Here is a 15,024-nt window from a genome sequence, read left to right as displayed (position 1 = left end):
GACTGTAGTCGGCGAGCACGGGCGCCCCCGGCGGTTTTCGGACATGGGAATGTTCCACTCGATCACGACCTGTGGAGGAGGGGCGAAAGGAGGGCTTCCCTGCCCTCGGAGAGGAATAGTCTGGTGCAATGGCTCAGATCGACTATCGCACTCTCGGCAATTCAGGGCTGGTCGTTTCGACGATCGGGCTCGGCTGCAACAACTTCGGCCGCACCGGCACCACCACCGAAGACCAGTCAGGTACCGCGCGGGTGATCGACGCGGCGATCGACACCGGTGTCACGCTGTTCGACACCGCCGACATCTACGGCGCCGAGCGCGGGCTCAGCGAAACCCTGATGGGGCACGCCCTTCGCGGCAAGCGGGAGAAGATCGTGCTGGCCACCAAGTTCGGCATGGACATGGCCGGTTCCAACGGTCCCGACTGGGATGCTCGAGGCTCCCGCCGGTACATCCGCCTGGCCGTTGAGGCGTCCCTGACCCGGCTGCAGACCGACTGGATCGACCTCTACCAGCTGCACCGGCCCGACCCGCACACGCCGATCGAGGAAACGCTCTCGGTGCTGGACGATCTCATCCGTGAAGGCAAGATCCGCTACATCGGCCACTCCAACCTCGCCGGCTGGCAGATCGCCGAGGCCGATTTCACCGCGCGCATGTCCGGGCATCCGGCGTTCATCTCCGCCCAGAACGAGTACAGCCTGCTCGTTCGGGAGGCCGAGGACGAGGTGATCCCCGCCGTGAACGCGTACGGCCTGGGATTCCTGCCGTTCTTCCCGCTGTACAACGGGCTCTTCACCGGCAAGTTCAGCCGGGCGGGAGGACCGGCGGACAGCCGGATCATGATGATCAGGCGGCACCTTCTCGACGACGCCCCCTGGGACACCATCGAGCGCTACCAGCAGTTCTGCGACGACCGCGGCGTGAGCATGCTCGCGGCCACCCTCGCCTGGCTGCTCGCCCAGCCAGGACTGACGAGCGTCATCGCCGGCGCCACCAAACCGGAACAGATCGTGCAGAACGCGGAGGCCGCCAGCAGCTGGCGGCCCACCGCTGAAGACGTCGCGTACATCTCGGCACTGTTCGCCTGATGCTCTGGAGACTGCTTGTCCGGTACCTCCGACCGCATTGGCGGCTGCTGGTGGCCGTCGTCGTCTTCCAGCTGGCCCAGTCGATCGCCTCGCTCTACCTCCCCGCGCTGAACGCCGACATCATCGACGAGGGTGTGGCCACGGGCGACACCGGCTACATCCTCCGCGTCGGTGGGGTGATGCTGCTGATCACCCTCGGCCAGATCATCTGCGCCATCATCGCGGTCTACTTCGGTGCCAAGGCGGCGATGGCACTCGGCCGTGACCTGCGCGGCGCCGTTTTCACCCGGGTGGGCGAGTTCTCCGAGCAAGAGGTCAGCCGGTTCGGCGCCCCGTCGCTGATCACCCGCTCCACCAATGACGTGCAACAGGTGCAGATGCTGGTGCTCACCACCTGCACACTGCTCGTCTCCGCCCCCATCCTGTCCATCGGTGGGGTGATCATGGCGATGCGTCAGGATCTCGAATTGTCCTGGCTGATCGCCGTCAGCGTGCCCGTACTGCTCGTGGCCGTCGGTCTGATCATTGTGCGGATGGTGCCGCTGTTCCGGGTGATGCAGGTGCGCATCGACGCCGTCAACCGGGTGCTGCGCGAGCAGCTCACCGGTATCCGGGTGATTCGCGCGTTCGTTCGTGAAGAGGTGGAGACCCGCCGCTTCGGCCAGGCCAACACGGATGTCACCCAGACAGCCCTGCAGGCCGGCCGGCTGATGGCGCTGATGTTCCCGGTCGTGATGCTGGTGCTCAACGTCTCCAGCGTCGCCGTGATCTGGTTCGGTGCGTTCCGCATCGAAGACGGGTCGATGCAGGTGGGCACGCTGATCGCGTTCCTCAGCTACCTCATGCAGATTCTGATGGCCGTCATGATGGCCACCTTCATGGCCGTGATGATTCCCCGCGCCACGGTGTCGGCGGACCGGATCGGCGAGGTGCTCAACACGGCCTCGAGCGTCATCCCGCCGGCGAACCCGGTGAACGAGACCACCGGACGCGGCGAGCTGGAACTGCGCGGTGTGAGCTTCGCCTACCCTGGCGCCGAGCAGCCGGTGCTCAGCGACATCAGCTTCGTCGCCAGGCCCGGTTTCACCACCGCCATCATCGGCAGCACGGGCTCGGGCAAGACCACCCTGGTCAACCTGTTGCCGCGCCTCTTCGACGCCACCAGCGGCACCGTGCTGTTCGACGGTGTCGACGTGCGCGAGCTGAACACCGACCTGCTCTGGGGCCACATCGGCCTGGTGCCGCAGAAGCCGTACCTGTTCTCCGGTACCGTGCGCAGCAACCTGCTCTACGGCAAACCGGATGCCACAGAGGCCCAGATCTGGCAGGCACTGGAGACCGCGCAGGCGCGCGACTTCGTCGAACGACTCGACGGCGGTCTGGACGCGCCGATCTCGCAGGGCGGCACCAACGTGTCCGGCGGGCAACGGCAACGCCTCGCGATCGCCAGGGCCCTGGTGAAACGGCCGGAGCTGTACATCTTCGATGATTCCTTCTCGGCGCTCGACCTCGCCACGGATGCCCGACTGCGGGCCGCGCTGGCCGAGGACGTCGGCGATGCCACCATGATCATCGTGGCCCAGCGGGTGTCGACGATCGTCGACGCCGACCAGATCCTGGTGGTCGAAGACGGCCGGATCGTGGCCGGCGGTACCCACGACGAACTCCTGGCGACCTCGTCGACCTACCAGGAGATCACCGAATCCCAGCTGGCTGCGGAGGCGACCTCATGAGCGACGCGACCGAGACCGCCGACGACAAGGTGCAGGCGCGTCCGCAACGCGGCGGCGGTCCGTTCGGCGGTATGAACATGCCGGCCGAGAAGGCCATGAATTTCGCACCGAGCGCGAAACGGCTGGTCGGCACGCTGCGTCCGGAGCGGCTGTGGCTCGCTCTGGTGCTGGTACTCGCCGTGATCAGCGTGACGTTCTCGGTGATCGGGCCACGCCTGCTCGGCGAGGGCACCAACCTGATCTTCTCCGGCGTGGTCAGCAAGACCCTCCCGGCCGGGGCCACCCAGGACGAGGTCATCGCGGGGCTCCGCGCATCCGGCGACACCGCGCAGGCCGACATGCTCAGCGCGATGACCCTCACCCCTGGTCTCGGTATCGACTTCGCGGCGCTGTCCGCCGTGCTGTTCTGGGTGTTGGCGCTGTACATTTTCGCGTCGGTGTTCAGCTGGCTGCAGGCCCTCGTGCTCAACGCCGTCGTGCAGCGCACCGTGTATCGGCTGCGCGAGGAGATCGAGGCGAAGATCAACCGGTTGCCGCTGGGCTACTTCGATACCGTCAAACGCGGCGAGCTGCTCAGTCGGGTGACCAACGACGTCGACAACATCTCGCAGAGCCTGCAACAGTCGCTGAGTCAGGTGGTCACCTCTCTGCTCACCGTCATCGGCGTCATCGTGATGATGCTGCTGCTCTCGCCGCTGCTCGCGGTGATCGCCCTGGTGACCGTGCCGCTCACGCTCGTGACCACCGTGCTGATCGCGAAACGCTCGCAGAAGCTGTTCGTGGCCCAGTGGAAGCACACCGGTGAGCTCAACGGGCAGATCGAGGAGACCTTCTCCGGGCACGCCCTGGTCAAGGTCTTCGGTCGGCAGAAAGAGGTGGAGCAGCGTTTCGCGGCGAAGAACGACGAGCTCTATCAGGCCAGCTTCGGCGCCCAGTTCGTCAGCGGCATGATCATGCCAGCCATGACCTTCATCGGCAACCTGGTCTACGTGGCCATCGCCGTTGTCGGTGGGCTACAGGTCGCCTCCGGCGCCATGCAGCTCGGTGACGTGCAGGCGTTCATCCAGTACTCCCGCCAGTTCACCCAGCCGCTCGCGCAGCTCGGGTCGATGGCGAATCTGCTGCAGTCCGGTGTCGCCAGTGCCGAGCGGGTCTTCGAGCTGCTGGATGCCGACGAGCAGACCCCGGACGCCGAACCGGCCGAGACTCCGGTCGAGACCCATGGTCGATTGGTGTTCGAGGACGTGTCGTTCAGCTACAGCGCGGACAAGCCGCTGATCGAGGGGCTGAACCTCGTGGCCGAACCCGGCCAGACCGTGGCTATCGTGGGCCCGACCGGGGCCGGCAAGACCACCCTGGTGAACCTGATGATGCGTTTCTACGAGCTCGATCGGGGCCGGATCACCCTGGACGGCGTGGATATCGCCCGGATGAGGAGGGACGACCTGCGCGGCCGGATGGGGATGGTGCTGCAAGACACCTGGCTGTTCGGCGGCAGCATCCGTGACAACATCGCCTACGGCCGCCCTGACGCCACCGAGGAACAGATTCTCGAGGCAGCCAAGGCCACCTACGTGGACAGGTTCGTGCACTCTCTTCCGGATGGCTACGACACCGTGCTGGACGACGAGGGCGGCAACGTCAGCGCGGGGGAGAAGCAGCTGCTGACCATCGCTCGGGCGTTCCTGGCCCGGCCGAGCGTGCTGATCCTCGACGAAGCCACCAGCTCCGTCGACACCCGCACCGAGGTGCTCGTGCAGCACGCCATGAAGGCGCTCAGGGCGGATCGCACCAGCTTCGTGATCGCGCACCGGCTGTCGACCATCCGCGACGCCGACCTGATCCTGGTGATGGAGGCCGGTCACATCGTGGAGCAGGGCAGTCACCAGGAACTCCTGGCCGCCAACGGGCCGTACCGTGCGCTCTACGACTCCCAATTCGCTGCGGCCATCGAGTAGCCCAGCCGACCGCGTGGCGCGAGAAAAGCCCCGAAAACCAGGACGGTTCTCGGGGCTTCTCCGCGCGGTGAGAACTACTTCTTGGCGGGCCAGACGGGGAGGGCTGCGCGACCGGCGGTCGCGTTGAAGACGACGGCGACCGAGCCGTACCAGGCCAGCAGCGCGGTGAGGATGCCGAACCAACCGCCGAGCTGGTGGATCGCGGTGATTCCGGTGTACGCACCGATGGTGAGCAGGGCGAACGTGATCGTGAGCGCGACGAAGACCATGAAGATCGAGCCGTTGGTCTTCTGGGCGACCACGGTCATGTACGCCGTGAAGATCGTCCAGGCGAGCAGGAACGTGCCCATTCCGGCAGCGCCGGCTTCCACGTTGCCGCCGGTGCTTTCCAGGTACCAGAACGCCAGCCAGAACGCGCCGAAGGAGGTGAACGCGGTGGCGCCGAAGGTGTTGCCGTTGCGCAACTCCCAGATGCCGGCGATGACCTGGGCGATTCCGCCGTAGAACAGGGCCAGACCGAGCACCGCGATGCTGGACGGCACGATGCCGGTGTTCGACATGCTGAGCACGAAGGTGGTGAGCGCGAAGGCGCCCAAACCCAGGGCGCCAGGGTCGGCGAGGGGGGAGGCTGCGGGGGGTGCTGCGGGTGCGGAGGGTGCTGTCGCGGACGCCACGGGGGCACCCGGATTAGTCATATTAATCTGTGTCATTTGGTACGAGATTATCAGCCGGAATCACCCACTCCGAGCGGTCGGGCTCCGGTGTGCACAGGCGAGTGTGGCGCGAGTTCTGCACAGGTCCGCCCGAACAGGCCCGCGCGGACCGGTGCTCGCGCAGGGTGGGCCCATGACCAAGACAATCGTGAAGACCCCGACCCGCCAGGATTTCCTCGCCCTCGTACCGCAGCTCGTCGGCTTCCTGCCGGAACAGAGCCTGGTACTCGTCGCGTTCCGCGGCAACCGCACCTGCGGTGCTCTGCGGTTCAACCTTCCCGCCGACCCCGCCGGACCACAGGAACTGCGCCGCATCGCCGGCACGTTGCTTGGCACGCTGTGCCGGATCCCCGGCGTGGACGCCCTCGTCCCTGTCGTCTACACCGACGCGGTCATCGGCGAGAACACCGTCACGGCCGCCGACCTGCCGCAGGGGACCTTCCTGGCCGCGATCCGGCATCGAGCGGAGCAGGCCGGCTTCCTCGTGCGCGACGCCCTGTGCGTCGCCGGTGACGGCTGGGCCTCCTACCTCGAAGCCGACGAACCGGCGCCCAGGCGGCGGAACGGCTCTGCCCGGCACCCGCTGACCGAAATCGCGACGTCCAGCGTGAACGGCAGGATTCCTGGCGACGCCAGACGGGATCTCGCCAAGCTGCACACCGGAGCCGACCTGCCCAAGGTGGACCTGGCCACCAGAGAGCGCTGCGCCAGGCGACTGGCACGCTACCAACGGCTGGGGCCCGACATGGGGCCCATCCCCGAACTGATCGAAATGGTCGGCGACATGCTCGACCCGGTCGGAACGGCCGAGACTGTGCTGGGAGCGAACCCCGCCGAACTCAGCATCGACGAAATCGCCGCACTGCTGTTCCTCGTTCAGGGGCCGGCAACCCGCGATCAAATGATGCTGCAGTTCGCCTTCGGCGAGGACGCGGGGCGTAGGGCCCATGCGCTCAACCGGCACTACGCCCAGCGCCAGCGCGAGACCGGCCTGAGCATGGATGACGTGGTCGCCGCCGATGCCGCCACGGGGCGGGAGTTCGTGGAATCGACGCCGACCACCGGTGACCTGATGCTCGGCGACAGCCCGCGCCGGCCGGATCCCGAACGCATCGACCGCGGCATCCGGCTGCTCAAGCTGCTCGTGGCCATGGCGCCGCGCCCCACCCGGCCCGCGCCGCTGTGCATGATCGCGTGGCTGAGCTGGGCACTCGGCCAGGGTTCGGTCGCCGGCGTCTACCTCGACACCGCGCTCGACATCGACGCCGGCTACGGAATGGCCAGGCTGCTTGAGCAGATGATCGGCAGCGGGCACCTGCCCGAGTGGGCGTTCGTCGTCCCCGACGACGCCACCCAACCGTGAACGAGCCGGCTACAGGTGCTTCGGCGCCTCAGACAGCACCCCGTAGAGGATCTCGCCGATCTCCCGGATCTCGGCCGGACCGATGGTCAGCGGCGGTGCGAGCTGCACGACCGGGTCGCCCCGGTCATCCGCCCGGCAATACAGACCGGCGTCGAACAGGGCGCCGGACAGGTAGCCGCGCAGCAGCCGCTCGGACTCGGCCGCGTTGAAGGTCTCCTTGGTGGTCTTGTCCTTGACCAGTTCGATGCCGAAGAAGTAGCCCTCACCGCGCACATCACCCACGATCGGCAGTTCGAGCAGCTTCTGCAGCTCCGCCCGGAACACCGGGGAGTTCTCCCGCACGTTCTGATTGAGCTTCTCCTCCTCGAAGATATCGAGGTTGGCCAGGGCGACAGCCGCGGAGACCGGGTGGCCGCCGAAGGTGTAGCCGTGATAGAACGCCTTGTCGCCGTGTCGGAACGGTTCGTAGATGCGGTCGCTGATGATGGTCGCACCGATCGGCGAGTACCCGCTGGTCATGCCCTTGGCGCAGGTGATCATGTCGGGTTCGATGCCGAACGTCGTCGAGGCGAACATGTTGCCGATCCGGCCGAACGCCGTGATGACCTCGTCGGCCACCAGCAGCACGTCGTACTGGTCGCAGATCTCCCGCACCCGCGCGAAATAGCCCGGTGGCGGCGGGAAGCAGCCACCGGAGTTCTGCACGGGTTCCAAGAACACCGCCGCCACGGTCTCCGGGCCCTCGAACTGGATCATCTCCTCGATGCGGTTCGCCGCCCAGAGGCCGAATGCCTCCACGTCGTCGCCGTGGCCGGAGCCCATCTCGTCTGCGCGGTAGAAATTGGTGTTGGGCACCCTGAAACCACCGGGTGTGACCGGTTCGAACATCTCCTTGAGCGCGGGGATCCCCGTGATGGCCAGGGCGCCCTGGGTGGTGCCGTGATACGCGACGGAGCGGGAGATCACCTTGTGCTTGGTGGGCCGGCCCTGCAACTTCCAGTAGTACTTGGCCAGTTTGAACGCCGTCTCGACGGCCTCCCCGCCTCCGGTGGAGAAGAACACCCGGTTCAGATCGCCCGGCGCCTGTTCGGCCAACCTGTCGGCGAGCTCGATGGCGCTCGGGTGGGCGTACGACCAGAGCGGGAAGAACGCGAGCTCCTCGGCCTGCGCGGCAGCGGCCTGGGCGAGACGCTTGCGCCCGTGGCCGGCGTTCACGACGAACAACCCGCTCAGGCCGTCAATGTACTGCTTGCCCCTCGAGTCCCAGATGTGGTGACCGAGCCCTCTGGTGATGATGGGCACACCCTGCCCCGACTCCATCACCGACTGCCGCGCGAAGTGCATCCAGAGATGGTCCTTCGCCTTCTGCTGCAGGTCGCTGTTCTCGGCGTCGCTGTACACGCGCGGGCCGTCGCTCTGCATTGCCGTGCTCATCTCGGTCACCGTGTTCCCCAGTTGTAGTGCTGCTTGTGAAGTTTCAGGTACATGAAGGTCTCCGTGGAGGAGACCCCGTCCAGCATCCGGATCTGTGAATTGAGCAGGGCGATGAGTTCGTCATCGTTCTCGCACACCACCTCGGCGAGGATGTCGAAGGAGCCGGCGGTGAGCACCACATAGTCGACGGCGGGGATCGCGGCCAACTGGTCGGCCAACACCCTGGTGTCGCCGGAGGCGCGGATGCCGATCATCGCCTGCCGGTAGAAACCCAGTTGCATCGGGTCGGTCACCGCGACGACCTGCATGACGCCGGCCTCGGTCAATTTCTGTACCCGCTGGCGGACCGCGGCCTCGGACAGACCCACGGCCTTACCGATCTCGGCGTAGGAGCGCCGGCCGTCGACCTGCAGCTGTTCGATGATCATCTTGGACACGTCATCCAGGTGCGCGGGTCTGCCCGTGCTGCTGTGCCCATTGCTGTTCATCAGACGATTGTGACAGTGTGATTCGATTCCGACAAGCGAATCCGTTGTTCAAACAGTTATTTGCAACTGATTCCTGCGATTGGGCGGTGCTCGGTCAGATTCCCGCGCCGAGGTGCGCTGCGCCACCGCGCCGATGAGGGGCGTCATCGGCTTCGCCCGCCACCTGGCTCGGTACTTCGGGGGACAGCAGGAACGGTAACCTGAACCAGATACGTCAAGCGGGCCGCCCCCTCGTTCGCTGCGTTGCCGCACGTTCGTCTTCGGAAGGCACCACCCGTGACCCAGATAGGTCAAGGCTCATCCAGCCACACGATCGCGCTCCCCGCCGTGAAGAAATCCGTCACCCTGGCGTGGTCCGCGCTCACCGATGTCGGCCATCGCCGGGAAGTCAATGAAGACAGCCTGGTAGCCCGCCCACCCATCTTCGCGGTGGCCGACGGCATGGGTGGCCACTCCGCCGGCGACGTCGCCAGCAACGCCGTTGTGACCAGGCTGGCCGAGGCCGCCGATTCCGCAGCCGCTGCAGTCGGGACGATCACCGCCGACGCCATCAACGAGGCCCTGGGCCAGGCCGTCGCCGACATGAAATCCGGTGAGGGTGTCACCGATGCCGGCACCGGCACGACGGTCACGGGAGTGGCCCTGGCCATCGTCTCGGATGCGCCGCAGCTGATCTCATACAACATCGGCGACTCCAGGGTGTATCAGCTCACCGGCGGGGTGCTCGAGCAGGTCACCACCGACCACTCGGTGGTGCAAGAACTCGTCGACGCCGGCCGGATCACCCGGGAAGAAGCCGACGTGCATCCGCACGGCAACGTCATCACTCGCGCCGTGGGCTTCCATGAGCCGCCTGTGCCCGACTACCGCATCCTGCCCCTCGCTCCCGGCCAGCGCATTCTGGTCTGCTCAGACGGACTCACCAAGGAGCTCACCGCCTACGGCATCCGCCATTTTCTGATGTCCCACCCGCGAGCCGAAGACGCCGTTGCCGCGCTGGTGACCGCTGCATTGGACAACGGCGGACGCGACAACGTGACCGCGATCGTGCTGGACGTGTTGAACATCGACGACCTGGACGACCAGGCCGACACCGGGCCCGCTGCCTGAGCCGGACGCGCCCCTTCGGTCGGTACGCTAGGAAGAAGATCGGGTGGGCGATCGCCAGGACGGCAGGCTGAGGGGAGCTGACGGCAGCAGGAAGGGAACGTGGGCGTGTGAACTGCCAGATTTGCGGTGAACACCTGCCGCAGGGAGCGATGTTCTGCGGCGGCTGTGGGAGTTCGCCGACCGCCACCTCCGTGTCCCGTAAGCGGCCGGACCCGCGCCCCAGCGACACCACCATTCTCGAGCACCTCCCGCCGCGATCCACGGTGATCTCCGTGCCGCTGTGGCCGACGGAGCCGGCCCAGGCTCCGGCGCGGCCGGCCACGGTTGAGCGCCCCAGGTACACCCTGCAGTTCAGTACCGGCGAGACCGTCTCGGTGCGCGGAAACGGCCTGATGGGGCGGCGCCCCCTGCCCCAGCCCACCGAAACATTCGACCACCTGATCCAGATCACCGACCCGGGCATGTCGGTCTCGAAGAGCCATCTCGAATTCGGCCAGTACGAGGGCGATTTCTGGGTGAGCGACAGGTTCTCCAGCAACGGCACGATTCTGCGTCGGTCGCCTGCGCCCTCCGTCCGGTGCGAGCCCGGTAGACGCTACCTGGTGTCGCGCGGCTCACGAGTCGAGATCGGGGATCAGTTCTTCCTGCTGATGTAGGGCATCCGCGCGCGCGCTGCCGCTCCTCCACAGTCTCCTCCCAGCGACAGTTGTCCACCTGCCGGGAACGGCCAGGCCGCACGGGCCGCCGACGGTGTGTTCTGGGAGCATGGCCGCCGTGACCGTTCCACCCGCCGATCCGCCCGCCGAAGCGCCAGCGCCCGGCGAGTCCTCCGTCAGCATCCGGCTGCCCACCCATCCCTCCCCGCCCACCCGGCCAGGGTTCCCGCTCCTGGCCTGCATCGCGCCCCTGGTCGCGGCCGGTCTGATCTGGTGGATCACCGGTTCGGTCTTCGTCCTCGTTTTCGCCGCGCTCAGCCCGGTGATCGCGGTCGCGGGACTTCTCGACGGTCGACGATCCGCAAGCCGGCAACGGAAACGGGATACCACGGCGTATGCTGCGGCGATGGCCGAGACCGGCGAGGCCGTCGACGACCGCCTGGAACACCAACGCAGGGACGCCTGGCGGGCCGCACCGTCAGCCCACCGGATACTCAGCACCCCGAACGATCCGGATCGTTGGGCAGATCCGCGGTCGGTGACCGTGTTACTCGGCGCGGGGGAGACACCGAGCGGCCTTCGTCTGGACGGCGGTCAGGGACGACTGGAACAGACCGACCTACAGGCCCGCGCGGCCGTGCTGACCGGGTCCCCGATCACCGTTGACCCAGACGGAGGGGTGGGCGTGATGGGCCCGACCGTGCTCGTGCGGGCACTGGCCCGCGCGCTCGTGGTTCAGCTCACCGGTCAACTCAGTCCCCACGCGCTCGGGGTGCGGCTACCGGCCGGCCAGGAGTGGGACTGGGCCAGGGCACTCCCGCACGCTCAACCCGGACAGCCAGACCGGTGGCTCATCGTGGCGGAATCCGGCTCACCAGCACCGGCCGTCGCGCCCGGCGAGATCCAGCTCCTGTTGGCGGACGCCGGCGCCCGACTGCCACCGGGCCTGGCAACGATCGTCGTGCTGACCGGGCCGGCCCTGGCCCGGTTGATACGGGGGCCTGGGCACCCGGCCGGCCTGGAGTTCGCTCCTCTGCTCATCTCGCAACGGCACACCGACGGCTTCGCCGCCCAACTGGCCCTCGAAGCGACCTCCGCGGGAATGGGCGCCACAGGAGGCGCGCTGCCCGATTCCGTCTCGTTCGGGTCGCTCCTGGCCGGTGCGGCCCCTGGATCATCGCCGCCCGGTGTGCCTGGCAGCCTCGCCTGCGTGATCGGCAGCGGCGAGGACGGCCCGGTCTGGGTTGACCTCTCCGTCGACGGGCCGCACGCTCTCGTCGGCGGGACCACGGGCAGCGGCAAGAGCGAGCTGCTGGTCACCTGGGTGACCGCGATGGCGGCCAGGTACTCGCCGGACCTGGTCACGTTCCTGCTGGTCGACTTCAAGGGCGGTGCGGCCTTCGATGCCGTACGGGAACTGCCGCACTGCGTCGGGCTGATCACCGACCTGGACGAGCGGGAGGCGAGCCGCGCACTGGCCAGCCTCACCGCCGAGCTCCGGCACCGCGAACGGATATTGCGTGAGGCGGGTGCCCGCGATGTGACCGATCCCCGCGCGGAGGGCCGGCTGGCCCGGCTGGTGATCGTGGTGGATGAGTTCGCGACCATGCTGGGTGCGTTCCCGGCGTTGCACGCCGTGTTCGTGGACATCGCGGCGCGCGGCCGGTCCCTGGGCGTGCACCTGGTGCTCTGTACGCAACGGCCCGCCGGGGTGGTGCGGGATGCCCTGCTGGCCAATTGCAGCCTCCGGTTCTCCCTGCGGGTGAACAACCGCGCCGACAGCCAGGCGGTGCTGGGGTCGGATGCGGCCGCTCAGATCGACGCCGCGCTGCCCGGCCGGTGCGTGCTGCGCCGCGGCGGCGGCGCCGTGCACACCTGTCAGGTCGCCACGACCACGGAAGCCGATGTCCGTGCGGTCCTGCGATCGGTTCCGGGCGGAGTTAGGCCGCGCCGACCGTGGCTCGACCCGCTCCCCGCCCGGGTGACCCCGACGAGCCTGGCGGCCCTCGTGCCGGGCCCCCGGCCGCCGGAGCTGACCCTCGGCCTCCTCGACGAGCCCGACCTCCAGCGCTACCTGGCGGCCGGATACGACCCTGCGGTCGACGGCAGTCTGCTGGTGGTTGGTGGTGCCGGATCGGGCAAGTCGACCCTCTTGGCGGCGCTGCGAGCGCAGGCACCACACCGGATCAGTCACGTCCCCGCCGACGTTGAGAACACCTGGGATGCCCTCCTGCGGGCCAGAAGCGAACTCGACAGTCCCCGACCGCGACCGGAGAACAGGCTCCTGCTCCTCGATGACGTCGACGCGGTGCTGGCGCGCTGGGGCGAGGAACACCGGGCGGCGGCGCTGGACCTGCTGACCGGTCTGCTGCGAGACGGACCGGCCACCGGGCTGCGCCTCGGCGTGACGGTGCAGCGGCTCACCGGGGCACTGCAGTCGCTGCCCGCCCTCTGCCAGAGTCGGCTGGTACTGCGCCTGCCCAGCGTCTACGAGCACCAGGCGGCGGGCGAGCCCGCGGCCGCATTCGACGACACCCTGCCCCCGGGTGGCGGCCACTGGCGGGGTCGGCGGATTCAACTGCTGCAGCCCGACAGGGCAGATCATCCGGATCGTTCGGACGACCCGCAGCGCGGGGCTACCGCGCCGTCAGCGGTCACCGAGGCGGCGGGCCGCACCCTCGTGGTGGTGGCCGGGATCCCCGGTCGCACCATCTCGACCCTGCGTGCGGCGCCCGCACGGGACACCGAGGTCGTCGACCTGTGCGCCCTCACCCGGCACAGGCTGGGCGCACGGCTGGATCTCACCGAGGTCGCCGCGGGCACAGTCCTGGTGGCCGACGTCGACACCTGGCAGTCCCAGTGGGCCGTTCTGACCGGTCTCCGTCAGACTGCACCCGTGCTCTTCGACGGGTGCAGCATCGCCGACTTCCGCGCGATCACCCGGCGGCGCGACCTGCCGCCGCCGCTGGCCGCGGCCAGGGGCAGGGGATGGCTGCTCGGCAGCGACGGCGCGGTGCGACGGGTGACGGTGCCATGACCGGCCGTCGGTTCAGGCCAGCACCTCGGCGACGGTCAGGGACTCGAGCCCATGGGCGGTGGCGACCTGCGCGTTGACGAGGGTGCCACCGTGGGTGTTCAGTCCGAGCGCGAGAGCCGGGTCAGCCCTCAGGGCCGCGGCCCAGCCCTGCCCAGCGATCGAGCGCACGTACGGCAGGGTGGCGTTGGTGAGGGCGTAGGTGGACGTGCTCGGCACGGCCCCCGGCATGTTGGCGACGCAGTAGAACAGCGACCCGTGCACGGTGAATGTGGGCTCGGTGTGGGTGGTGGGGTGCGTGTCGGCGAAGCATCCGCCCTGGTCGACGGCGATATCCACCAGGATGCTGCCGGGCTTCATTCTGGCGACGAGGTCGTTGCTCACCAGCTTGGGTGCCTTCGCTCCCGGGATCAGCACCGAACCGATCACCAGGTCCGACTGCAGGAGCGCCGTCTCGATCTCGAAGGTGTTCGATGCGATGGTCTTGACCCGGCCGTAGTACTGCGCGTCGAGCTCACGCAACCGGAACAGGTTGGTGTCCAGCACCGTGACCTCGGCGCCGAGGCCGACCGCCACCTGCATGGCGGCCGTGCCGGCGACGCCGCCGCCGAGCACCGTCACCCGGGCGGGGTGCGTCCCTGGCACGCCGGGAACCAGGAGTCCCGGTCCTCCGTTGGGCTTGAGCATTGCGTTGGCCCCGACGATCGGAGCGAGTCGCCCCGCCACCTCGCTCATGGGCGCCAACAGCGGCAGCGCCCGGCTGGGCAGCTGCACCGTCTCGTAGGCGATCGCGGTCACCCCAGCTACCAGGAGGGCGGAGGTGAGTGCGGCCTCTGCGGCCAGGTGCAGGTAGGTGAACAAGACGAGGTCGTCCCGGAAGTAGCCGTACTCACTCGGCACGGGCTCCTTCACCTTGAGCAACAGTTCCGCCCCGGCCCAGGTGGATGCGGCATCCGGCATGATCGTCGCCCCCGCCGCCCGGTACTGGTCGTCACCGATGGCGGAGCCGGTTCCTGCCCCGCTCTGGATCAGCACCTCGTGGCCGTGGAGGACCAGGTCGTGCACGCCGGCAGGGGTGATCGCCACCCGGAACTCGTTGTTCTTGATCTCGGATGGGACTGCAACTCGCATGACGCTCCTGAGCCTGAGGGGGACTGCCCTAGCACCCGGGCACTGACGACGATATCGGTTGCGAATTGCGGGGATGTTAACGTTTTGGTCACTCGCTTCGCGCACAACTGTTCCCCGACGGGCGATGTCAAGCTGTGTGGAGTCACTTGGGTGAGATATTGACGGTTTCTTTGGGGATGTTGATGCCGACTGTGCCGGCGGGTGCGGGTGTGGTGGGGCGTGCGTGGAATCGCTCTGGGTGCTTGCGGTGATAGCGCTGCAGGGCGCGGTCGCGGATGCGGTGCGTGTGGCGCCAGGTGCCGTCGTGGACTTG

Annotated in this window: 11 protein-coding genes; 7 read left to right on the top strand and 4 right to left on the bottom strand. The window is 67.9% G+C overall.

Annotated elements, in window-relative coordinates:
- The first annotated feature begins 128 nt into the window (after positions 1-128).
- From K2F54_RS16905 to K2F54_RS16895, 3 genes are read left to right on the top strand one after another with little or no spacing between them, the layout of a single operon-like run.
- Positions 129-1,091 carry an aldo/keto reductase gene (locus tag K2F54_RS16905; RefSeq protein WP_220607029.1) on the top strand — a complete coding sequence of 321 codons (963 nt, stop codon included), beginning with the start codon at positions 129-131 and terminating at the stop codon, positions 1,089-1,091.
- Positions 1,091-2,824, top strand: coding sequence for an ABC transporter ATP-binding protein (locus tag K2F54_RS16900; RefSeq protein WP_220607028.1), 1,734 nt, complete (start codon positions 1,091-1,093; stop codon positions 2,822-2,824). The genes K2F54_RS16905 and K2F54_RS16900 overlap by 1 nt, the downstream gene beginning before the upstream one ends.
- The gene (locus K2F54_RS16895; protein WP_304505857.1) at positions 2,821-4,782 is read left to right on the top strand and encodes an ABC transporter ATP-binding protein; all 1,962 of its coding nucleotides are present in this window, start codon (positions 2,821-2,823) and stop codon (positions 4,780-4,782) included. The genes K2F54_RS16900 and K2F54_RS16895 overlap by 4 nt, the downstream gene beginning before the upstream one ends.
- Positions 4,783-4,856: 74 nt before the next feature.
- Here K2F54_RS16895 and K2F54_RS16890 read toward each other — a convergent pair whose 3' ends face one another.
- Positions 4,857-5,477, bottom strand: a complete 621-nt coding sequence (locus K2F54_RS16890; RefSeq protein WP_220607027.1) for an acetate uptake transporter — start codon at positions 5,475-5,477, stop codon at positions 4,857-4,859.
- A 151-nt stretch (positions 5,478-5,628) separates the two neighbouring features.
- Between K2F54_RS16890 and K2F54_RS16885 the strand changes: the two genes are divergently transcribed.
- Positions 5,629-6,858: a DUF4192 domain-containing protein gene (locus K2F54_RS16885; RefSeq protein ID WP_220607026.1), complete on the top strand. Its 1,230-nt coding sequence runs from the start codon at positions 5,629-5,631 to the stop codon at positions 6,856-6,858.
- Between the two features lie 9 nt (positions 6,859-6,867).
- Here the strand turns inward: K2F54_RS16885 and K2F54_RS16880 are convergent, their stop codons facing one another.
- Together K2F54_RS16880 and K2F54_RS16875 are read right to left on the bottom strand one after the other, a co-directional pair.
- A complete protein-coding gene (locus K2F54_RS16880) occupies positions 6,868-8,292 on the bottom strand; it encodes an aspartate aminotransferase family protein (RefSeq protein ID WP_220607025.1) in 1,425 nt (474 codons plus the stop codon).
- Between the two features lie 5 nt (positions 8,293-8,297).
- Complete coding sequence (locus K2F54_RS16875) at positions 8,298-8,780, bottom strand: Lrp/AsnC family transcriptional regulator (RefSeq protein ID WP_220607024.1); 483 nt, start codon at positions 8,778-8,780, stop codon at positions 8,298-8,300.
- A gap of 276 nt (positions 8,781-9,056) precedes the next feature.
- Between K2F54_RS16875 and K2F54_RS16870 the strand changes: the two genes are divergently transcribed.
- From K2F54_RS16870 to K2F54_RS16860, 3 genes are all read left to right on the top strand, one after another.
- On the top strand, positions 9,057-9,890 hold the full coding sequence (locus tag K2F54_RS16870) for a PP2C family protein-serine/threonine phosphatase (protein ID WP_220607023.1): 834 nt from the start codon (positions 9,057-9,059) through the stop codon (positions 9,888-9,890).
- A 191-nt stretch (positions 9,891-10,081) separates the two neighbouring features.
- On the top strand, positions 10,082-10,546 hold the full coding sequence (locus K2F54_RS16865; RefSeq protein ID WP_308287718.1) for an FHA domain-containing protein: 465 nt from the start codon (positions 10,082-10,084) through the stop codon (positions 10,544-10,546).
- Between the two features lie 118 nt (positions 10,547-10,664).
- On the top strand, positions 10,665-13,583 hold the full coding sequence (locus K2F54_RS16860; protein ID WP_220607022.1) for an FtsK/SpoIIIE domain-containing protein: 2,919 nt from the start codon (positions 10,665-10,667) through the stop codon (positions 13,581-13,583).
- Between the two features lie 12 nt (positions 13,584-13,595).
- Here K2F54_RS16860 and ald read toward each other — a convergent pair whose 3' ends face one another.
- Positions 13,596-14,711: an alanine dehydrogenase gene (gene ald / locus K2F54_RS16855; protein ID WP_220607021.1), complete on the bottom strand. Its 1,116-nt coding sequence runs from the start codon at positions 14,709-14,711 to the stop codon at positions 13,596-13,598.
- Positions 14,712-15,024 lie beyond the last annotated feature (313 nt).

The organism is Cryobacterium inferilacus (assembly GCF_019599185.1).
Classification (GTDB): Bacteria; Actinomycetota; Actinomycetes; order Actinomycetales; family Microbacteriaceae; genus Cryobacterium; species Cryobacterium inferilacus.
Note: the sequence above shows the minus strand (reverse complement) of the source record. Positions and strands in the feature narration are given on the sequence as shown.